At 59.0% G+C, this 21,569-nt stretch carries 15 protein-coding genes and 5 pseudogenes; 16 read left to right on the top strand and 4 right to left on the bottom strand.

The genetic code is table 11. The features are described 5' to 3' along the window. Positions 1-18 precede the first annotated feature (18 nt). The 5 genes from rpsD (at position 19) to eccB (ending at position 4,708) form a co-directional block, all read left to right on the top strand. Complete coding sequence (gene rpsD / locus L8V01_RS07215; protein WP_269946428.1) at positions 19-624, top strand: 30S ribosomal protein S4; 606 nt, start codon at positions 19-21, stop codon at positions 622-624. Positions 625-738: 114 nt separating this feature from the next. Next, the gene (locus L8V01_RS07210) at positions 739-1,749 is read left to right on the top strand and encodes a DNA-directed RNA polymerase subunit alpha (RefSeq protein WP_005322760.1); all 1,011 of its coding nucleotides are present in this window, start codon (positions 739-741) and stop codon (positions 1,747-1,749) included. A 72-nt stretch (positions 1,750-1,821) separates the two neighbouring features. After that, complete coding sequence (gene rplQ / locus L8V01_RS07205) at positions 1,822-2,319, top strand: 50S ribosomal protein L17 (protein ID WP_023020595.1); 498 nt, start codon at positions 1,822-1,824, stop codon at positions 2,317-2,319. A 147-nt stretch (positions 2,320-2,466) separates the two neighbouring features. Next, positions 2,467-3,348: a tRNA pseudouridine(38-40) synthase TruA gene (truA, locus tag L8V01_RS07200; protein WP_394371666.1), complete on the top strand. Its 882-nt coding sequence runs from the start codon at positions 2,467-2,469 to the stop codon at positions 3,346-3,348. Between the two features lie 73 nt (positions 3,349-3,421). Then, entirely contained in the window at positions 3,422-4,708 is a 1,287-nt protein-coding gene (gene eccB / locus L8V01_RS07195) for a type VII secretion protein EccB (RefSeq protein ID WP_269946426.1), read from the top strand. On the opposite strand, the gene L8V01_RS07190 is transcribed toward eccB, so the two are convergent. Further along, positions 4,698-5,903 (bottom strand): S8 family serine peptidase, encoded by a 1,206-nt coding sequence (locus L8V01_RS07190; protein WP_269946425.1) that lies wholly within the window; start codon positions 5,901-5,903, stop codon positions 4,698-4,700. The two genes, eccB and L8V01_RS07190, sit on opposite strands and share 11 nt — an antisense overlap. Beyond that, positions 5,900-7,327 (bottom strand): type VII secretion integral membrane protein EccD, encoded by a 1,428-nt coding sequence (eccD, locus tag L8V01_RS07185; RefSeq protein WP_269946424.1) that lies wholly within the window; start codon positions 7,325-7,327, stop codon positions 5,900-5,902. The genes L8V01_RS07190 and eccD overlap by 4 nt, the downstream gene beginning before the upstream one ends. A gap of 152 nt (positions 7,328-7,479) precedes the next feature. Here eccD and L8V01_RS07180 point away from each other — a divergent pair. Further along, positions 7,480-8,826, top strand: a pseudogene (locus tag L8V01_RS07180) (type VII secretion protein EccC); the annotation flags it as partial. A gap of 313 nt (positions 8,827-9,139) precedes the next feature. On the opposite strand, the gene L8V01_RS07175 reads toward L8V01_RS07180, so the two are convergent. Next, a complete protein-coding gene (locus L8V01_RS07175; RefSeq protein ID WP_269946422.1) occupies positions 9,140-10,483 on the bottom strand; it encodes an IS256 family transposase in 1,344 nt (447 codons plus the stop codon). A gap of 72 nt (positions 10,484-10,555) precedes the next feature. On the opposite strand from L8V01_RS07175, the pseudogene L8V01_RS07170 reads away from it, so the two are divergent. Together L8V01_RS07170 and L8V01_RS07165 are read left to right on the top strand one after the other, a co-directional pair. Continuing rightward, positions 10,556-11,702: pseudogene (locus L8V01_RS07170) on the top strand (IS1249 family transposase). A 212-nt stretch (positions 11,703-11,914) separates the two neighbouring features. Beyond that, the gene (locus L8V01_RS07165; protein WP_269946421.1) at positions 11,915-12,805 is read left to right on the top strand and encodes a cation diffusion facilitator family transporter; all 891 of its coding nucleotides are present in this window, start codon (positions 11,915-11,917) and stop codon (positions 12,803-12,805) included. 30 nt (positions 12,806-12,835) lie between these two features. Here L8V01_RS07165 and L8V01_RS11980 read toward each other — a convergent pair. Beyond that, positions 12,836-13,569: pseudogene (locus tag L8V01_RS11980) on the bottom strand (IS1634 family transposase); the annotation flags it as partial. Between the two features lie 299 nt (positions 13,570-13,868). Between L8V01_RS11980 and eccCb the strand changes: the two are divergent. From eccCb to glmM, 8 genes and pseudogenes are all read left to right on the top strand, one after another. Next, positions 13,869-16,256 (top strand): annotated as a pseudogene (eccCb, locus tag L8V01_RS07150) (type VII secretion protein EccCb); the annotation flags it as partial. After that, positions 16,257-17,381, top strand: a complete 1,125-nt coding sequence (locus L8V01_RS07145) for a type VII secretion-associated protein (protein ID WP_269946420.1) — start codon at positions 16,257-16,259, stop codon at positions 17,379-17,381. Positions 17,382-17,523: 142 nt separating this feature from the next. Next, positions 17,524-17,838 carry a WXG100 family type VII secretion target gene (locus L8V01_RS07140; RefSeq protein ID WP_259885573.1) on the top strand — a complete coding sequence of 105 codons (315 nt, stop codon included), beginning with the start codon at positions 17,524-17,526 and terminating at the stop codon, positions 17,836-17,838. A gap of 69 nt (positions 17,839-17,907) precedes the next feature. Continuing rightward, positions 17,908-18,195 (top strand): WXG100 family type VII secretion target, encoded by a 288-nt coding sequence (locus tag L8V01_RS07135; RefSeq protein WP_269946419.1) that lies wholly within the window; start codon positions 17,908-17,910, stop codon positions 18,193-18,195. A gap of 388 nt (positions 18,196-18,583) precedes the next feature. Further along, a complete protein-coding gene (gene rplM, locus L8V01_RS07130) occupies positions 18,584-19,027 on the top strand; it encodes a 50S ribosomal protein L13 (protein ID WP_238800742.1) in 444 nt (147 codons plus the stop codon). Further along, positions 19,027-19,560, top strand: coding sequence for a 30S ribosomal protein S9 (gene rpsI, locus L8V01_RS07125; RefSeq protein ID WP_204610198.1), 534 nt, complete (start codon positions 19,027-19,029; stop codon positions 19,558-19,560). The genes rplM and rpsI overlap by 1 nt, the downstream gene beginning before the upstream one ends. Positions 19,561-19,803: 243 nt before the next feature. Further along, a pseudogene (locus L8V01_RS07120) lies at positions 19,804-20,110 on the top strand (toxin-antitoxin system HicB family antitoxin). A gap of 66 nt (positions 20,111-20,176) precedes the next feature. Next, a complete protein-coding gene (gene glmM / locus L8V01_RS07115; protein WP_269946418.1) occupies positions 20,177-21,520 on the top strand; it encodes a phosphoglucosamine mutase in 1,344 nt (447 codons plus the stop codon). The last annotated feature ends 49 nt before the right edge of the window (positions 21,521-21,569 follow it).

The following is a 21,569-nucleotide window of genomic DNA, read 5'->3' as shown; positions in this document are numbered from 1 at the left end:
AAAGGAAGAGGTAAGAAAATGGCTCGTTACACTGGCCCCGCTACCCGCGTATCCCGCCGTCTTCGCGTCGACTTGATCGGCGGAGATATGGCATTCGAGCGCCGCCCGTACCCACCGGGACAGGCTGGCCGCAACCGCATCAAGGAATCTGAGTACCTGCTGCAGCTCCAGGAGAAGCAGAAGGCAAAGTACACCTACGGTGTGCTGGAGCGTCAGTTCCGTCGCTACTACGCAGAGGCAAACCGCCTCCCGGGCAAGACCGGCGATAACCTGGTTATCCTGCTCGAGTCCCGCCTGGACAACGTAGTCTACCGTGCAGGTCTGGCACGCACCCGCCGCCAGGCTCGCCAGCTTGTCTCCCACGGTCACTTCACCGTGAATGGCAAGAACATCAACGTTCCTTCCTACAAGGTCACCCAGTACGACATCATCGATGTCCGTGACCGCTCCAAGAAGATGGAATGGTTCGAAGATGCTCAGGACGCCCTCATCGATGCCAACGTACCGGCATGGCTGCAGGTTGTTCCTGATACCCTGCGCATCCTCGTGCACCAGCTGCCCGAGCGCGCTCAGATCGACATTCCGCTGCAAGAGCAGCTCATCGTCGAGCTTTACTCGAAGTAAACTGTTATACCGCACGGCCTGTAATGGCCTGGCGGATAACCTGGAATCTTCGAACCCGAAGATTTTTACCCCTCTACCGGCGTCAAATAGCGGTCGCCGAAAAGGAGAATTTCAATGCTCATTTCCCAGCGTCCTCAGCTCACCGAGGAATTCATCGATTCGTCTCGTTCCAAGTTCGTCATCGAACCGCTCGAGCCGGGCTTTGGCTACACCCTCGGTAACTCGCTGCGTCGTACCCTGCTGTCCTCCATCCCGGGTGCAGCGGTAACCTCCATCAAGATCGATGGTGTTCTCCATGAGTTCACCACCATCAACGGTGTGAAGGAAGACGTCTCCGAGATCATCTTGAACATCAAGAGCATGGTGCTTTCTTCCGACTCCGATGAGCCGGTTGTTATGTACCTGAGCAAGGAAGGCCCGGGCGATGTCACCGCGGGCGATATCCAGCCACCGGCTGGCGTGGAGATCCACAACCCGGATCTGCACATCGCGTCCCTGAATGACACCGCCAAGCTGGACATTGAGCTCGTCGTCGAGCGCGGCCGTGGCTACGTCCCAGCCGCTCCTACCTCCGGTGAGATCGGCCGCATCCCGGTCGACCAGATTTACTCCCCGGTCCTCAAGGTCTCCTACAAGGTCGAAGCAACTCGTGTTGAGCAGCGCACCGACTTTGACAAGCTGACCATCGACGTCGAAACCAAGAACTCGATTTCCGCACGCGATGCCCTGGCTTCCGCCGGTGGCACCCTGGTCGAGCTGTTCGGCTTGGCTCGCGAGCTGAATAACGCTGCCGAAGGCATCGAGATCGGACCCTCCCCGCAAGAGACCGAGTACATCGCTGCCTATGGCATGCCGATCGAGGACCTGAACTTCTCCGTCCGCTCTTATAACTGCCTTAAGCGTCAGGAGATCCATACTGTGGGCGAGCTCGCTGAATGCACCGAGTCCGACCTGCTGGATATCCGCAACTTCGGCCAGAAGTCGATCAATGAGGTAAAGATCAAGCTGGCTAACCTGGGCCTGGCTCTCAAGGACACCCCTGAGGACTTCGACCCGACCCAGCTCGAGGGCTACGACGCAGAAACCGGTGACTTCAAGGATCCGGCTGCTGAGGATTCCGAGTAAAGAACCCCCTGACTTGCGGCGATATTTTTATTGCCGCGCGCTCAACTTTTTACCGCATACGAGGAGTACACAATGCCAACCCCTAAGAAGGGTGCCCGTCTCGGCGGCTCCGCCAAGCAGCAGGCTCACATGCTGAGCAACCTGGCAGCCAGCCTGATCGAGCACGGCGCTATCAAGACCACCGATGCCAAGGCGAAGGTTCTTCGCCCGTACATCGAAAAGATCATCACCAAGGCTAAGTCCGGCACCGTTGCTGACCGCCGCGCAGTGTTGAAGCTCATCCCACGCAAGGATGTTGTTTCTTACCTGTTCGACGAGGTTGCACCGAAGTTTGAGAACCGTGAGGGTGGCTACACCCGCACCATCAAGCTGGACAACCGCACCGGTGACAACGCCCCGATGTCCCAGATCTCCCTCGTTCTCGAGGAGACCGTGACCTCCGAGGCTAACCGCGCTACCCGCGCTGCCGCCTCCAAGGCCGCTGAGGCTGAGGAAGCTAAGGCAGACGAAGCTGCAGAGACCGAGGCACCTGCCGAGGAGACCGCAGCTGAGGAGTCCGAGGAGAAGTAATTCCTCTTTGGCCTTAGCGCTTTGCCGCCGCCTTTCCCACTTGTGGGAGGGCGGCGGCTTTTTCATGTTTACGCTTGGTGAGCCTTGCCTCCAGCGAAAGACCCAGCGGCGGCGTGCAGAAAACACTCCGGTAGCATGAAGCCCACCATGACTGTTGCAGCATCTACCACGCCAGAGGGGCCGGCGGACGGATTCGTTCGCCTGCGCTTGGACTTGGCCTATGACGGCACGGATTTCCACGGTTGGGCCAAGCAGAAGGGCGGTCTTCGTACCGTGCAAGGCGTGCTGGAAGAGAAACTGGCGATGATTGCTCGCACAGAGGTCCCGCTTACCGTCGCTGGCCGCACGGATGCCGGCGTCCATGCTCGCGGCCAGGTGGCGCACGTGGACGTACCCGAAGAGATGCTGGCTCAGCGCTCGGTGGCGGGGGAGCCGGGGAAGCTGGTGCGTCGGTTAGCAAAGCTCTTGCCAGAGGACGTGCGGGTGCATGGCTGCGAGTTTGCGCCTGCAGGATTCGATGCGCGTTTTTCGGCGCTGCGGCGGCACTATGTGTACCGGATTACCACCAACCCGCGCGGCGCGCTGCCGACCCGTGCGCGGGATACGGCCGAGTGGATTAAGCCGGTGGATATCGATGTCATGCAGGAAGCAGCCACCGCGCTGGTGGGCCTGCATGACTTCGCGGCCTTTTGCAAAGCCAAGCCGAATGCCACGACCATCCGTGAATTACAGGAGTTTTCTTGGCGGGACGTGTCAACGCCAGAAGAACCAGAGCTTTTTGAAGCCCGCGTGAGCGCCGATGCTTTTTGCTGGTCGATGGTGCGCTCCTTGGTAGGGTGCTGCCTGCGCGTGGGAGAGGGGCGCCGCGATGCCGACTTCGCCGCGGCGCTGCTCCAAGAAACGAAGCGTTCCTCGAGCATTCCCGTGGCGCCGGCGAAGGGGCTTTCGCTAGTCGCCGTTGATTACCCGGCGGCGGACCAATTGGCCGCTCGCGCAGAAGTGACCCGCGAAAGGCGCAGCGCCGACTAGCGCCCAAGTGGCGGTGGGCTGCCACCTGGGTTAGCCTGTGGCTGGGTGTACACAGACTTTTCGGGGGAAAATCATGGCACGTCCGCTGCCTACTACCAAGGCCCAGGTATCGGGCCATAAATTCTTGCGTCGCCGCGTCGAGCATGGGCTCGTGTTGGGCAATATCCGCATGATTCATGATCCTTTGGCTAGGCGTCGCAAGGCGCTGCTTTTCGGTGGGGTCGGCGTCGCCTTCCTTGCAGTGGGCTCTGGCATGCTGGCATGGTTGCAACCAAGCCCGCAGCCGGGCGATGCGCCGATCGTTCGCTCGCAGCAAGGGCAGCTCTTTGTGGATGTCAATGACACCTACCACCCAGTATTCAACCTGGCGTCTGCCCGCATTATCGCCGGGCAAGCAGCCGAGGCGCAGACCATCGGAGATGAGCACCTGCAAGAAGCTTTATTGGGCTCGCCGGTGGGAATCGCAGATGCGCCGGGGTATCTTGCGACCGAAGGCGAGTCCCCACAACGGCGGTGGACAGCCTGTTTGGCCGGCAAGGATGAGGCTCCCGCCGCAGAGAGTCCTACCAGTATTGGCGGCCAGCAGGTCGCTTCGCAGGAGGTCATTGTCCTAGCCGAGCCTGAGCAGGAAGGCTTGGGCCAAGAGCGAGCCGCATTAGTGGACTCCGAAGGCACGCAGTGGCTTATCACCCAGGAAGGCCGCGTGGCGTTGCCAGATCCCTCCACCACCGAAGGGCGCGTCGTGCGCCGGGCGGTTGGCGTGGACGATAGCACCCACACCTGGCCCGTGCCTCCTGAGCTGCTCAATGCCTTTGCGGAGCTGCCACCGTTGAGCTTTCCGGAAGAGCCGCCCGAGGTTATCGACACCGGCCAAGGCCTATGGGCGCGCACAGCCGAGGGTGTAGCGGAACTCACTCCCACCCAAGCGGAGATGCTTACAGGCTTAGGCGCCAAGGAGTCGGCAGCTTTGCCGCAGGAAGTAGCCGCGCTTGCCGACGCCCCCTTAAACCTCAACCTTCCCTCCGCGGCGTTCCGTTTCTTAAACCCAGACGATGGCTGGATGTGCGCGGGCAACGAGGGCGGCGGGGTAGTGGTACCCGTCCAAGCAGGCACCGTTGCCTTGGCTGGCAAAGCGGTGGCACATCGCTTCGGTGGGCTCAACGCTGGTGGCGTAGGAGTAGACAGCGGCCATGGCTATCACGTGGTCTCGCCCACGGGACAGCGGCACGAGGTCAAGGATAAAGAGACCTTGGAAGCCCTGGGTACTGGCGTGGGCGCGCAGGTTCCGTGGGAGATCCTGCGACTGTTGCCGGAAGGCTCGGCGCTGAGTCGTGACCAAGCCTTGCAGGTCAGCTCTTAGGCCGCATCCCTCTCCACGCTGCCCACGCAGCTAGTGCAAGCACCAAGCCGCCCAGCACCCAGGAACTGCGCAGGGGCGCACGCGATGCGTTTTCTTCGGCGGGTTCGATGGTCATCGCCCTGGCATCAATGCCCGAAGCTGATTCCACATGGGTGAGCACCGTAAGCGGGTCGATGAATCCGTGCCCCGGCTGCGCGGCGTCTTCCAATCGGCCGCGGAGCGCAGCCGGGCTATCGTCGGGAAAACGCTGCGCCAGCAACGCAGCCGTGCCGCTGACCACCGGCGCGGCAAAGGACGTGCCATGGAACTGTGCCGTGCCATCTGCGCCCTCCTTGCCATCGGCCCAGCCTCCTGCGGGGTTTAGAGCAAGCGGCACAAATCCCTGCGCGGCAAGCTGGGGACCTTCGTCCGAATTCAGAGAGTAGTCAGCGAGTTCATGAGAATCCGCTTGGGCGCTCACCGAGAGCACCGTGGGCGAATCCGCTGGAAAGACGCGGTCACCCATTTCGCATCCGCCAGAAGAGGCATTGCCAGAAGCAGCAATGACCAGCGCTCCAGAGTTCTCCGCGTGCGCTAAGGCATCATCCAACCGAGAGGTATCCACCTGCGCGGCCACATCCGGTGGAACGCAGGAAACCACAGAGACATTGATAATGCGGGCGCCGGCATCGGCGGCGTCATCAATCGCCTGGGCCAAGGTATCCAGCGATCCGGTGGTGCTTTCTTCTTTCTCTTGGCGGTAATGCGCGCTGGTCTGGCGTACGGCATAGATCTCTGCCCGCGGGGCGATTCCTACATCGTGGCCAGCAATGACTCCGGCCACGACGGTTCCGTGCACGTCGCAATCGCGGTGCGGTTCGGGATCCCCTGGGGCAACGAGATCTGCACCACCGCTAAGCTTCCGCAGCTGATCGTGGTGCTCCACACCCGTATCGATCACGGCTACCTTTACCCCTTCACCAGTGGCAAAGGAATGGAGGCGGGCCCGGTAATCGCGTTGATCTTCGCTGGGCTGTGGCGATAGCGGCGAGGCATGTGCGCTCGCACACTCGCGGTCCGGTTCGCGGGCAGTAGCGTTCGGTGCGGAAGTAGCTACAGCCGCGAGCGCGACACCAGGCAGCATCGCGGCGGCCGCGTAAACGGAGAGAGTACGACTCGGGCCTACGTGAACGCCAAGAAATCGGCAGCGCATCATCCCAACCCCCTAATGAGCACGAAGATACCCGCAAGGTGCAAGCCCAAGGGAAGACTAGCGGCAATGGCTAGCGATTCGATGCGTTCAAACCAAGCAATAGTGGTGGGCTCCAATTCAGCGACCTTGGGCGCCCACAGCGGGGCGCTTATCATCGCTGCCAAGACCAGACCGGAGACGAGAGCCGGTGCCCAAGAAGCCGCAAGCCCCGAATCCGCTACGGCGTGGGTAGCGCACAGGCAGGTTGCAAGGCACGAGGCAATGGCAAGCAGCATCAGGGCCCAACTAGCCAGCGCACGGCCGTGACGGGCGGCGTGCATCACCATGGCACCCGCTACGGTAACGCACAGCGCTTGGACGAATCCTAGGCCGGTGTGCTGGGTACCAAAGAGCACCGCAATGTATTCGGCGAGAGAGTCAGGGGCACCGCTAGTCGGCGAAAGAGCCGCGCCACTTCCCGTAAGCGAGAGGGCGAAAAGAGCCGGAATAAGGCAGAGTGCAAGGCCACAGCATATTCCCTCGTAGGCACGCCCGGCCCGCTGTGCGCGGGTGTCCACATCTGGTTGGAGGGCATCAGATACCGCGAGATCTTGGCCGGCGGTGGGCAATTGCGGGACCTTGAGCCCGGCAGTGGCGATGCTTGCCGCTGGTGCTGTGGCCAACAGAATGATTCCTGCGATGATTGTGCACGCGGCGGCCGCCGTACCATGACTGGTGCGCAGTCCCGCCCCGAGTCCTGGCAGCAGGTAGCCGAGGGCTGCGACCAATAAAAGCGCCGCTACGGTGAGCGCTGCTGCGGTGGTGCGCACTGTACTCAACCTGGTGACGTGGCAGGCAAGCAGAACGATGAGGAGGGTGGAGCTGGCAGTGAGGGCGGCAAAGGGGACTTCGCCAAGCGCGGGCGAAATTGCCACCCAACCGCACACCATGCCGGCCGCCAAGGCGAGGTGTACTAGCGAAAGCGCCCGAGTCCACAGCGCTAGCAGGAAGGCACCGACGGACAAAGCCGCCCAGGCTGCTATAGACGGGGCTAAAGCCCGGGCCAAGATGAAGGCAGCCAGCAGCCCCGCCCATGCCCAGACGGTGGGAAGAGCGGCAGTTGAATCCTCTTCGGCCGCGGCGGCGAGGGATTCTGCGGCATCCCGGATTACGGGCGCGGGGCGGCGCTCACGCGGGCTCAGGACAAGAATTGCGCCTTCCGTGAGCGGAGTGGCGGCCAGTGGTGCGGTGAGATCGATGGCGCGGCCAGAAGCAGTGCTGGCACGCCAAGGCTCGGAAATTGTGGGAGCGTCCACCAAGTCCGTGATTTCGGTCAAAAGCTCGCCCACGCTAGAGCTTAGCGGCAGCGCCACGTCCGCTTCTTTGTGGAAAGTGCCGGCGTGAATGCGGATGGTAAGGCGCAGGTGGTGCGCCGTAGCAGTAGTCATGATTCCCCCGAAAATTGAATGGATTGTGGGCGTCCTCCTTGCCCAATGCCACATATTGTGGCTTACTAGTGGCGACGTGTCCACCGCAGCGCGGGGAATCTTGGCAGGGGGCCAAGGGCGTTTGGCGCGTGGCTCGGGGGAGGTTTTAAGGCATGCTTGGGATCGGGGAGACCCGCGTGATCGAGCCGTTGACCATGCCGTTGCGGGATACAGCACCGCCGCTGCCCACCGGCAGCATCGAGGCCGAAGAGGTTCCAGAGGCGGTGCGCCCGCAACCGGTGCCGCTGGTACGGTTGCTTCTTCCGGTGGTGATGATTGCGGCGATGCTCGGCATGGTGGCCCTTATGGTGCTGGGTGCGGGGAGTTCACGCCAGATTAGCCCGATGGCCTTGATGTTTCCGCTGATGATGCTAGCGAGCATGGCCATGATGTTTGGGCCCAATAACGGCGGACAAGATCCGGATGAGACTCGGCGCACCTACCTGCGCCACATCAAAGCTCTGCGGGAAAAGGCGCTGCGGAATGCGGCCGCGCAGCGCGCGCATGAGACCTATCGCCACCCCGCGCCGGGGGAGCTGAGCGTGATGGTCGGCTCGCGCCGCATGTGGGAGCGTGGACCCGATGATCCGGATGCCCTCGAGGTTCGTGTGGGAACTGGTCCCACCACCTTGTGCACGCCCATCAATGTGCCGGATTCTGGCGCGACTGAGGATCTGGATCCGGTCTGCGCCGTAAGCATGCGCCAGACCATCAAGGCGGTGGGCACCGTGCCCGATATGCCAGTGGTCATTCAGCTACAGGCGTTTCGCTTCCTGTCCGTTTCCGGCAAGGCATGCGCGCGCGATAGCGAGTCTGAGGATCCCGCGCGCGATATGGTGCGCGCGATGGTGCTGCAGTTAGCCCTAGCCCATGGTCCAGAGACCTGCGGCATCGAAGCCACCGGCGGCCAGTGGGAGTGGCTGAAGTGGCTACCGCATGCTCGCGAGCCGGAAAAGGCGCGCTTTCGCATTCTTGTGGTCGATGGCGTATTGACCACCGGTACTGAGGATTTCTTTCACGATGATTCCTATACCACCATCATCGAGGTCGGCGGCGCGCCGTCTTCTGCCCTGGGAGTGCGCGCGGAGCACGAAGGATTGTGCCTCGTAGCGGGACAAAAGCTGCAGGTAGCTACCGCCGCCGGCGTAGAAGAGCTTGGCGCCCCGGATGGCATGAGCACGCCTTCCTCTACGCTGCTCGCGCGCAGCATGGCCGCTTTCCGACGCCCCGATAGCACCTCCGGCCGCCGCGGTACCGACCTCATGGGGCTTTTAGGCTACCGCGACGTAGAAGAACTGGCTGCGAGCGGAATGTGGCAGGGCCGGGAAGGATCGGCACGCCTCATGGTGCCCATTGGCATCGATACGGTAGGTCAACCCGTCACGGTGGACCTAAAAGAATCCGCGCACGGCGGCATGGGCCCGCACGGCCTGTGCATTGGTGCGACGGGCAGCGGAAAGTAATAACCAATTGGTGCAGTGTTTTCTGGTCTCGGGTGAAGTATTATCGTTTATTTATGCAGGCGTTGCTGTGCTTTCGGAAGACTATAGTGGTTTAATTCTTCCTGCGGTGGTAGCTATTATGTTTCTTCTTTTTCCCCAGGCAAGACAATGGATAGAGACAAGTTCTGAATCGAGTGAGAGTTAGAGAAACAAACTGCAGAATATTATTTCTATAGAATTAGGCTCATGGAAGAAAAACGACTGTCCTCATTATTCTTTGGCAATGTTGTTCTTGAGGAGGGTGTCAAGTTGTTTGTGTGTGGGGTTAGGTTTATAGGTATTTGTCGAAGCTGTCGGGGTAGGCCACGGCCATTTGGTTGATGGCTTGTTTCCAGCCGGAAACTCGGGCTCCTTCCATGAGTCTGCCGGCTGTCGCTGAGACTCGTTTGCCTTGCTTTGCCCTCTTTGCGGCTCGTTTGTCTTCGATGTTGCAGATCATCAACCACAGCGTCTTTATCGCTGATTCATCGTTGGTGAACTGCACCCTGTTGCGGGTAGCTTTACGCAGTTCATTGTTAAACGACTCAATGGAGTTCGTCGTATAGATTACCTTTCTCGCTGCCGGTGGGAACTGCAGAAACGGTACGAAACGCTGCCAAGCATCACGCCAGACCTTGACTGAGCGTGGATACTTTTCTCCCAATTCAGAGGCTTCAAATTCGTCTAAGGCAGCCTGAGCTGTGGACTCGTCTGCGGCGGTGTAAATCTTTTTCAACGCCGCTGATACACCCCGACGATCGCCGTAGGCTACCCACCGGTTAGAGGCACGAATCAGGTGCACGATATAGGTTTGCACCATAGAGTTCGGCCAGGTTGCCTCAACTGCTTCTGGCAGGCCTTTAAGCCCGTCACAGCAGACGATAAAGACGTCCTTGACCCCACGGTTGGAAAGATTGGCGCATACTTGCGCCCAAAATGAAGCGCCTTCTTCTTTGGCAATCCACAATCCTAAAATGTGTTTGATACCGTCGAGATCCACACCGATTGCCATGTACGCGGACTTGTTGACCACTCGACCGCCGTCGCGGACTTTAATGCGCAGCGCGTCCAGGAAAATAACTGGGTAGAACTCGTCTAGCTGGCGGTTTTGCCAGACCATGACCTCATCGAGGACGGCGTCAGTAACCGCAGAAATCGTCTCATGGGAAATATCAACACGCATCGCCGTTGCCATATGGTGCTGGATGTCCCTAATTGTCATCCCACCGGCGTACAAGCTGACGATCATGTCATCGACATCAGTCAAGCGCCTAGAACCTTTAGGGACCATAGTCGGCAAGAATGTTCCAGCCCGATCTCTTGGCACATCAACGGTGACTGGCCCGTAGTTAGAATCCACGGTCTTTGGATACGACCCGTTGCGGTGATTGTCTGTCCCAGCAGCAGCTTTGCCGCTCCTGTCGCCAGACTCGTAGCCAAGGTGGGCATCCATTTCAGCGTTGAGGCCTCTGGTAATCGAGGCTTGTAACATGCCGCGAACTAGGTCGTTGGCATCCGTTGTGGACGTGCCTAGGTCATCAATCAGTTTAGCGATGTCAGGGTTAGCAAGAAGCTTCTTTTCAATCGCATCAATCTTGGCCTTATCAGCCGGATCTCGTCTCGCCACAGTAGTCATTCTGGTCCATCTCCTCATGCAGGTTAGGTACCCACACACAAACCATCAGACACTCTCTGGTGTGCTTTCCGGGTGAGTAAAAACAGACCACGATGCCCAGTATGTGCTGGGCAAATGAAGAAAAACGGAACCACATCCAAAGGCACAACCAGGTGGCGGTGCAAAGACCCGAACTGCGGCAGCTCCACGACACGAACCCGCACCGATCTCACTCAGGCCTGCGACTTTAAAGCCTTCATCTCCTATGTCACCTCCACAGTGACGTTGTCTGAACTCGCCGGGCAACAAAGGGTGAGTCGTTGGACACTTGATCGCCGATTGAACCGTTTTGGCTCATCGACGTCCCCAACGACGGTGCCCCGCAGCGCGTCTACGAGCAGATCTTCATCGACGCCACCACGTCATTGCTTGGCACTGGACCAAACACGAAACTGTCCACGCATACACGCAGCTTCTTCGCAAAATCGCCGAGCCGCTCTGCGTCGTCATCGACGTCGGACAAGGCGCACTCACCGCGATTAAAGCCTGCGGGCCAAACGCGATGATTCAGCGTTGTCTCGTCCATGCGCAACGGGTCATCCGCCGCTACACCACCTCACGGCCGCGCACCGACGCCGGCAAAACCATCTACGCACTGGCGTTGAAACTAACCCGTGTCACCACGCTCGATCAGACACGGGGGTGGACGCTGCGTCTGCACGGCTTCGGTCAGGTATTCAAAACATTCCTCAACGAGAAAACCTCCGTGGCCAAAGAGCGCCGAACTCTCAATAACCAGTGGGAATGGACTCATCTGCGGGTACGCAAAGCCTACAACTCACTGCTGCACCTCTCGCGCAACAATTGGCTGTTTACCTACCTTAAGCCACCACCGAATGTGCCTGATCCTAAACGCGGGGCTTCAACGACAAACAGTCTTGAAGGCGGAATCAACGCCAGGCTCAAACGCATCGCCGATGCGCACCGAGGCAGGTCTGGGGAACGCCAACGAAAAATGCTCGAGTGGTACCTCCACACCAAAAAGCAACTGCCTGACGATCCGCTAAATACCGCCAGGCAGTGCAATTATGACCAAGATCAACTCGCCAAAGTCAACGATCTTGCCGAAGAAAACCACAACAAAGCCGACCAAGAAACAGGCCGACCAGCCTTCTACGACAACGCTATCCCAACCGAGTACGAACACTCGATAGGAATCAGAAAAGACCCCATGAAGTAACTAACCGTGTACCCGCCCCGCAACACGCCGAACGGACACACATTCTGCTACTTAACCCTACTTTTTGGTTGTTCATGTTTCAGCTTCTCTACACATTCAAAGGACAACTGCACAATGACCTAAATCAGGCCGACTTGGCCTCAGTGGCTGCGCTTACCGCCATCCATTTTCATTTAATTGTCAATAAGCGTCGACGGGGATAGGCTGAGTGCATGGCACACGAGCACCACGACCACGATCACTCCAGCACGCCGCTGCGCGCACTCTTGATTGCGCTAGGCGTTACCGGCACCGTCTTCTTCGCGGAGCTGATCGGCGGCTGGTTGGCGGGTTCGATGGCGCTGATGGCGGATGCGATGCACATGCTTTCCGACGCTGCGGGGTTGATCATCGCGGTGTTAGCGGTGTTGGTTGGGCGCCGACAAGCATCGGCTCAGGCCACGTACGGCTACCGACGAGTGGAGGTGCTTGCTGCACTGGCGAACGCAGTGATGGTGCTGGCGATCTCGGTGTGGATTGTCGTCGAGGCGGTGCGCCGCCTGCAGAGCCCGGCCGAAGTGCAGGGAAAAACGATGCTGATCATCGCGGTGATCGGCCTGGTGGCGAATGCGCTATCGGCGTGGGTTCTGCACCGGCACCGCAAATCCTCGATCAACGTGGAGGGCGCGTTCTTGCACGTGTTAGTGGATATGCTCGGCTCGGTCGCAGTAATCGTGGCCGGCATCGTGGTACTGACCACGGGGTTTGTGGCGGCGGACGTGATCGCCTCCCTAGCGATCGCGGCGATGGTGCTGCCGCGCGCCTGGCAGCTCATGCGGCTTTCGGCGAGCGTGCTGCTCGAGCAAGTCCCGGCGGACTTCGACGCCAGTGCGATCGAGCCCGCGCTGCGGCAGGTCGAGGGCGTTGCTGACATCCACGACCTGCACCTGTGGAGCCTGGACGGCGTGAACGTGCTCACGACCGTGCATATCGTGCGCGACGGCACCGTCGGCACCGGCCCGCTGTTGGATGCCGCCCAGCAGGCCCTGCGCGAACACGGTATCGAGCACTCCACCATCCAGATTGAGCACCCAGAGCACGAATCCCACGAGACGGTGTGCTGATTCCCTTCTAACCTGACTTAGGCCAATTTTGTGCGGAAGTTCGCGGCCGGTGATTACTTGGATGGTGGCAGTGAGGTCGGGCGGGAATGGTACGGCGGCGTGAATGGTTTCGCCGCCAACGACGAGTTGAAAGCTGCGGTATTTCTTGAGTGTTCTCACGAGGCGTTTGATGAAGTGACCACTGCGGGTCTCCATCAGGTGGGTCACGGCTAGTGCTGCCATCACAATATTGAGATGTGCTGTGATCGAGTTTTGTTTCCTCGCATAGATTGGGCGTGCTTTCAGGTCTGATTTCGACATCCGATACGACATTTTCAATGTGGAATAGCCTGCGGTAATGCCCGATAACCTCCTAGGCGGGAAGAGCGGTCAGGTCGGTTTCATAGCCTTTAATTCCGGCTAGGGCTCGGTGTTTGGCAGCGAGAGCGTAGTTGACCTTCTTGTTCGGGGTGGAAAGATCGAAATAGCGGTTGCGCTTAATGGCGATTTCGCCGTCAACAGCGCGTTTGGCTTTTGCGACTTGCTCTTTGATTCCGCGCAGGCCGCGTCTGGCCCGATCATAGGAGTACTGGAAGTGGGTCACCGTATTCGGGGTTGTGTGTTTGCGCGCATCGCTTGCCGAGGCTTGTGTCCAGATCTGGCCGTGGGCGTAGGCTTCACCAGGGATTTCCCGCCGCCAGGTTTCAATCACCTCAGGCACGGTGGGGTTTCACCGACAAAATGTAGTGCAGACCTGCATCTATCAATGCTTGCTTGTTCGGAGCGTGTCAAGTTGTTTGTGTGTGGGGGTCGGGTCACAATATCAATCTTGGTAGCACGCTGCACCTGTCGATGTCGGAAGCCTCGAGTGTATCGGGGAGGCTTTGAGGGCTTGGGTTTCGGCTCTCCATACCAAATCAGGAAAATTTAGAAACTTCGGTACATAAAATATTTTAAATTTTCGGTTTTCCTATCCCAGGGTTAAAAGTAAGCCCCTAAGCCCTACATCAATCAGTATGTCTACCACGCGCAGTATTTCGTCCACTGCCCGTAGACGGGGTTACTGTATCGTACCTATAACCCAGGTTCTGGTAAATCTGAGTTGCTGCGCACCCTAGTGACCGCGCTTTCCGCCACTCATAGCCCAGACGAGCTCAACCTCGTATTGGTAGATTTCAAAGGCGGTGCGACCTTCTTAGGCTGTGATCGCCTGCCGCATACCTCCGCGGTGATTACCAACCTAGAGGAGGAATCTACGCTGGTAGAGCGCATGTATGATGCCATTTCCGGCGAAATGAACCGCCGACAAGAGCTCCTGCGCACCGCCGGGAATTTTGCCAACGTTGGCGAATATAATGCCACCGCCACCGCAGTGGACGAGCACGGGCCACTGCCAGCCTTAGTTATCGTCGTCGATGAGTTCTCGGAGCTTTTGGGCCAGCACCCAGACTTTGCGGAACTTTTCGTTGCCGTCGGCCGCTTGGGGCGCAGTCTCCACGTGCACTTGCTTTTAGCCTCCCAAAGGCTAGAGGAAGGCCGATTGCGGGGGCTGGATTCCCACTTGTCTTACCGAATCGGTCTGAAAACCTTCTCCTCGGCGGAATCCCGCCAAGTGCTAGGCGTGACCGATGCCTACCACTTGCCCGGCCAACCCGGCGCGGGCTACCTCAAGTCCGATGCCGAAGCCCTTACCCGCTTCCAAGCCTCATATGTTTCTGGCCCTGTGCCGCGCCGGGCGCTAGCCAGCACTTCTTTAGACGGCCACAGTGCTTTGCCCAGTCGCCGTGTGCAGCTCTTTCATGGCTGGTCGCAAGAGGAAGAAGATGCCAGCTCGGAGGTAGTTCTCGATGAATCCACCACGGTGCTTTCTGAGGTCGTGCGTGCTGCCGCACAAGAAGCCCAGTTGCGCGGGCAGTCGGCCCACCGCATCTGGTTGCCGCCGCTACCGCCGGTCATTGAACTATCCGCGTTGCCGGGACTTTCTGGCGCACATGACGCGGGTGCGCCCTCGACTGCAGCAGACCAAGGGCAGTTGCTCGCGCCCATCGGCATTATCGATAGGCCGTACTACCAACGCCAGGATGAACTGATTATTGATTTCACCCAGCACGGCGGGCATATGGCCCTGTGCGGTGGCCCGCAGTCCGGCAAATCGAGCGCGCTGCGCACCATCGTCTCCGCACTGGCACTGCGGCATAGTCCTCAGGAGGCGCGCTTCTACGTCATCGATCTTGGCGGCGGACAGTTAGCGTCCTTGGACCGTTTGCCCCATGTATCGGGCGTAGCCGGACGCGAGGAAGGCGAGAAGGTGCGCCGCATCGTGGACGAGGTAGCAGGGTTTATACGCCGCCCAGAACAACGTGCAACCTTCCTCATTATCGATGGTTGGCACCATATAGGAACCTCGAACGCAGAGTTTGAAGATCTTTCGGAGAAGGTCACCGAGATCGTTGCCGATGGCGCCTCCGCCCATGTGCATGTAGTCATTGCCACCTCGCGGTGGACCACGATGCGCCCCGCTATCCGCGATCTCATTGCCAACCGCCTCGAATTGCGCTTAGGCGAGGCCCTGGATTCCCTCATTGACCGCAAGCTGCAGCAAAAACTCCCCAGCGCGCCAGGGCGCGGGCTCACTTTGGCGGGGGAGAACATGCTCTTGGCCCGCACCTCTAACCAAGACATCGCCCATATTTGTCGCGTCCATGCTGCGGCCGACCCAGTTCCGAGCTTGAAGATGCTGCCCGCAGTGCTCACCCCAGCCGCACTTGCAGCCCAAGGAGAGACACCCGCTGGAGAGATTGCCTGGGGTATTGGTGGGCGTGACCTCGATACGCTGACGTGGAGTCCGTCTCGCGAGCCGCACCTCGTGGCAATCGGGGCGCAGGGGTGTGGCAAATCCACCTTCCTGGCGCAGATCATGCGCGGGATTAGTGGCTTCGCGCGCAAAGACGCGCGCCTAGTGGTCATCGATCAGCGCCGCGCCCACTTGGGAACCTTGGACGAAGACATGGTTGCCGCCTACGCCGCAACACAGTCCAGCGCCCAGAAGACCATCCTAGATACCGTCCGCACCCTGGAATCCCGTCTTCCAGGTCCGGACATTACGCCAGCGCAGCTTGCCGCGCGGGATTGGTGGGAGGGCCCAGATATTTACCTGGTCATTGATGATGCTGATTTGCTGAGCGATATCGCCTTATCGCCTCTCCTGGAGCTGCTCCCTCACGCCCGCGACATTGGTCTGCATCTAGTCATCGCCCGCAAATCCGGTGGAATCGGGCGAGCACTCTTTGGCCAGTTCTTCTCCGCCGTGCGTGATCTTCAGCCAGCGTTGCTGCTTTTCGACGCCGACCGGGACGAAGGCACCATCTTTGGCTTAAAACCCAGCCATCAACCACCCGGCCGCGGCCAGTGGAGCATCCGCGGCGAAAACCTTGGCATTGCCCAAGCGGTGTATATAGAAGGAGAGAAGTAAATGACCACCCACCTGAGCGCCGATCCGCACAGCGAGACCCCTACTTCCAAAGGAGGTGTAACCAGCGCAGAACCGATTACGGTTACTATCCTGGACGCGGCCACTATCTTTGAAGGCCCCGAAACGGTCTACCGCTATGATCTGCCAGGCACCGGCATCGTAGAAGGCTGGGCCTTAGGTCAGGTCATGGACCAGATATCCAAGATGGCTGGGCCGTCCTGGCCGGAAGTAGAAGCCTGCGTGGTTGCAGATTCTTTTGGCACCGATATCGCGCAAGAAGCCACAACCATCATCTGCCGGCAATTGGAGGTAACTGGGGTACGCCTTGTCGACCCAGGACCGGCTATCTCCCCGTTGGCTGCACGACACGCAGCAGCTCCCTCGCCAGATCCAACTGCCCAGTCCGCTGACACGGCCCCGCCCACCACGGTGATGGAAGCACCCGTGTCCGAAGAGCCAATAGCGCCTAGTTGGTCTGATCGTCTGCGCGGTTGGCTCGGAGCTATCGATATCTTCCACGTGGCCATTGCAGTGGTCATCATTGCTGTAGCTGGGGCTTCCTGGTGGGCTATCGGTGCCCAAGCATCAAGCGACGATGATGCCGCTCCAGACTCCTCGCGCCCCCAACCACGTGCGGCTGATCCCGGACGCGATAGCACTCCAGAGTCCGCGCCTGCTTCGCCACAATCTGAAGCGCCAAGTGCACTGAAACCTGGCGGCGAAGAATTAAACCCAGGGGAGAAGCACCTCGACGTCGAGGGAATGTCCGTGGTTGTACCTAGCGGATTCCACACCAAGGTCGAAGATGGCCTAGTTACTGCCACCGGTGAGGACCCCAACCTGCGCATCCTTTTAGCGGCGGATGAAATGTTTAACGTCCCAGCTGACGCCCTTTTTGAAGAAATCCACGCGCAAGTGGACGAAGACCCAGACCTTCGCGAGGCCACCGAAAAGGCTGGCCGCCTGAGCTATACCGAAGATCCCGGGGACGGCTCATTGGTGGAGTGGACTACCTGGGAGGACCGCGGACACCAAATGTCCGTGGGCTGCCACACTCGCCACAATTCCAACGCTGTACAAAAAGCAGCCTGCCGCATGGCTACTGAAAGTCTAGTCAAAAAATAGTCTTAAAAATTTTGCTTAAGCCGGGAACCGTTTGGCCGAAAGCTCAGTCCAATAAAGGTGAGAAAGCACAGCTGTGAAACGCAGTTGCTTTTTCGGGGGAAACACTCACTATCTCACCCGCCCTAAGGAGGGGCGCACTCTTATGTCTCAGACTTTTAAGACTCAAGCCGATGTCATGATCTCCACCGCCGGCAAGGTCGATAACACCAATGATGAAGTCCAAGGCGAGCTCACCCGCCTGCAGGGCGTTGTCGATTCCGTGCGCGGCAGTTGGGCTGGCCAGGCGCAGGTCTCCTTTGATGACCTGATGCAGCGCTATAACACCTCTGCACAGCAGTTGCGCGAGGCATTGGCCTCTATCTCTGACAATATCCGCAGCAATGCCCACAACTTCGACAACGTGGAAGCAGAAAACACCCAGGCCTTTTCCAACGTTGGCGGCGGCCTCGCCCTCTAGACCACACCGTATATTGCACCGTTCCACAGCCGAAAGGCTATAGATTCACAGAAGGGAATCCACCACCACATGTCCGAGATCAAGTACGAATTCGGAGCCATTTCTTCCGCCGCTGCTGATATCAACGCCACCTCCGGTCGGATTAACAGCACCTTGGCAGACCTGAAAGCTCGTCTGCAGCCGATGGTGAGCACCTGGGAAGGCGAGTCTGCCGTGGCATACAACCAGGCACAGGCCAAGTGGGATCAGGCATCCCAGGAGCTCAATACCGTGCTCGCCACCATCTCCAAGACCGTTTCCCAAGGCAATGACGCGATGAGCGACGTCAACCGCCGCGCCGCTGCCAGCTGGGGCTAAGCCTCACCACTGCGAGTCCATTCCCATCCATTCTCGGTCGGGACTGCGGTGCCACATGCCATATCCGGTTGGCAGGGGGCGGACGCGGCCGCAGCCGCGGCTGAGAGTAGAGCGTGTACACGCTTTGTTATCTTTTCCTAGTTTTCAAGTCGTACTTCTTCTAGTCCACACCCACGAGCCGGCACCTTCCATTTGAGCTGCGGAAGGTGCCGGTTTCGGCGTTTTGGTCTTTGGGCAGGTGAGCAAGTAGGGTAGAAGACCTATGTGTTCGCTCGTCGGCAAGCAGCTGGCGAAGAGCTCCCTGCAGGTCTCCACCGGCCGCTGTACGGGAGGGAATGGATGCTTAGCGCTGGCCGGCAGTTCCGAGACAGACTTTCAAGGAGTCAAATTGTCTACTTTCCACCCAAAGAGCGGTGACATCACCCGCAAGTGGTACGTCATCGACGCTACTGATGTGGTGCTGGGCAAGCTCGCTTCCACCGTTGCAGACCTGCTGCGCGGCAAGCACAAGCCACAGTTCGCACCGAACGTTGACACTGGTGACCACGTCATCATCATCAACGCTGACAAGATCCACGTTTCTTCCGTAAAGCGCGGCCGCGAGATGCGCTACCGTCACTCCGGTTACCCGGGCGGCCTGAAGTCCATGACCCTGGGTCAGTCTTTGGACGCCAACCCGGTTCGCGTTATCGAAGAATCCGTTGCCGGCATGATGCCGCACAACAAGCTCTCCCGCGCTTCCATCAAGAAGCTGCACGTCTTTGCAGGCGAAGAGCACCCGTACGCCGGTCAGAAGCCGGAAACCTTCGAGTTTAAGCAGGTGGCACAGTAATGTCTGAGCAGAACATCGACAACAACGTAGCCGACGCTGCTGACATCGCTGCAGCAAGCGCCGCTACCGAAGAGTTCACCAACACCATCGGTGATTCCATCGCACCGGCCGAGACCGAAGAGGTCGAGGCTGCCGCTCCGGTACACGAGGGCCCGATCCAGACCGTCGGTCGCCGTAAGCGCGCCGTCGCTCGTGTTCGCCTCGTTGCTGGCTCCGGCCAGATCGTGGTTAACGGTCGCGAGTTCGGCGAGTACTTCCCGAACAAGCTGCACCAGCAGGATATCCTCACTCCGCTGACCCTGCTGGAGCGCGAGAACCAGTTCGACCTCAAGGTCACCGTTAACGGCGGCGGCCCAACCGGTCAGGCTGGTGCCCTGCGTCTGGCTATCGCTCGTGCACTGAACATCTACAACCCGGCTGACCGCACCGCCCTGAAGAAGGCTGGTCTGCTCACCCGTGATGCTCGTGCAGTTGAGCGTAAGAAGGCTGGTCTGCACAAGGCACGTCGCGCACCGCAGTACTCCAAGCGTTAATCTCGCTTTTACTGCGCGCGCAAGCGCTACGCAAAGCCGCTGCTTCCTGTTGGGAGCGGCGGCTTTTGTCGTTTTGAGCTTTGCAGAGGAGATTGACACCCCTGCAAAGCAGTACTGATTAATCGTGGGTAGCAGTGTTGAATAAATCTTGGCTAAAACGAAAAGAAGCCCAGCAAACATAGCCTTTTCGGAACTTCTTAAAGCGATACAAAACTACAGACCGAGCAAGGAAGAAATTAAAGCATGGGCGTCAGCAAATACACCTATCAACTCTTCCGGTCCGGAGAGTGCAATGAGCTCGTGGCGACGATTGATGAGTTTCCTTCATTATCGTGGTTGGACGTCGACGTAGCTGCGCAGAACAGGAACTTCTGAAGTTAGTGGCGGAAGTAGTAGAAGATATGCAATCTTCAAGGAAAGCCATTCCAAAGCCGTTGGGGCTCGGTCCTATTCGGGAAAATTCAGCGTTCGAACCTATCCACCGCTGCATCGCAAGCTAGTTATGGAAGCGAAGACGGAAGGAATTTTGCTCAACGCATTGATAAACTAGAAGCTTGTCTCCGCCTAAACCGCCCCAACATGCAAGGGGCGGGGCGTACGGTGCATAATTGACTGCATGACTCGACTTTTTGGAACCGATGGCGTTCGCGGCCTCGCGAACAAGAAGCTGACCCCGATTCTGGCCCTGCGGCTAGGCCAGGCTGCTGCGGAAGTGTTTACCGCTAAGCGGGAATCTTATGAGCGCCAGCCGCTGGCAATTATCGGCCGTGACCCGCGCGTTTCCGGCGAGATGCTGGATGCGGCCATTGCCTCCGGTTTGGCCTCCCGTGGAGTGGATGTGGTCCGCGTTGGCGTGCTGCCTACCCCGGCGATCGCGTACCTGACGGATGATTACGGTGCGGATCTCGGCGTGATGATTTCCGCCTCCCACAATCCGATGCCGGATAACGGCATCAAGTTCTTCTCCGCTGGCGGCAAGAAGTTGCCGGACGAGGTTGAGGATCAGATTCAGGCCACCATGGAAAACCTCACTGAGGATGGTCCGACCGGCACCAAGCTGGGGCGCATCATTTCGGAGGCTCCAGATGGTCGCGAGCGCTACCTTAACCACTTGAAGGAAGTGGTCTCTACGGATCTGAGTGGCATCAAGGCCGTGGTGGATACCGCTAATGGTGCGGCCTCCAAGGTAGCCCCCATCGCCTACGAGGCGGCCGGTGCCGAGGTCATTGCCATCCACAATCAGCCAAATGCCTTCAATATCAATGAAGATTGCGGTTCTACGCACATTGAAAAGGCACAGGCGGCCGTCGTCGAGCATGGCGCCGATTTGGGCCTGGCCCACGATGGTGACGCCGACCGCTGCTTAGCCGTGGATGCCGAGGGCAATGTTATTGACGGCGATCAGATTATGGCGCTGCTAGCCGTGGGCATGAAGGACGATAATGACCTGCGCTATAACACCTTGGTTGCTACCGTCATGTCTAACCTGGGGCTGAAGCTGGCCATGCAGGAACAGGGCATCGAGGTACGCCATACTGCGGTGGGTGACCGCTACGTGTTGGAAGAGCTCAACCGCGGAGATTTCTCCTTGGGCGGAGAGCAGTCCGGTCACGTGGTGTTGCCAGATGATTGCACCACTGGCGACGGCACTCTAACAGGCCTGTCCATCATGGCGCGCATGGCCAAGTCTGGGAAGTCCCTTAAGGAATTGGCATCCGTGATGACTGTGCTGCCGCAGGTGCTCATTAACGTACCGGTCTCTGATAAGGGTGTCATCATGGACGCCACTGAAGTCCAGGAGGCTATCGCCCAGGCCGAAGAAGAATTAGGTGAGACCGGCCGCGTGCTGTTGCGACCCTCCGGCACTGAGGAGGTATTCCGCGTCATGGTGGAGGCGGCCGACAAGGAACAGGCCCGCAAGGTTGCTGGGAGGCTTTCGGCCGTCGTTTCCTCGGTCTAGCGTCAAAGATGCTTGGTGCGGAAGATTTTTGAAAACCTAGGGAACCATT

The sequence above is a fragment of the Corynebacterium curieae genome (assembly GCF_027570035.1).
Lineage (GTDB): Bacteria > Actinomycetota > Actinomycetes > Mycobacteriales > Mycobacteriaceae > Corynebacterium > Corynebacterium curieae.
Note: the sequence above shows the minus strand (reverse complement) of the source record. Positions and strands in the feature narration are given on the sequence as shown.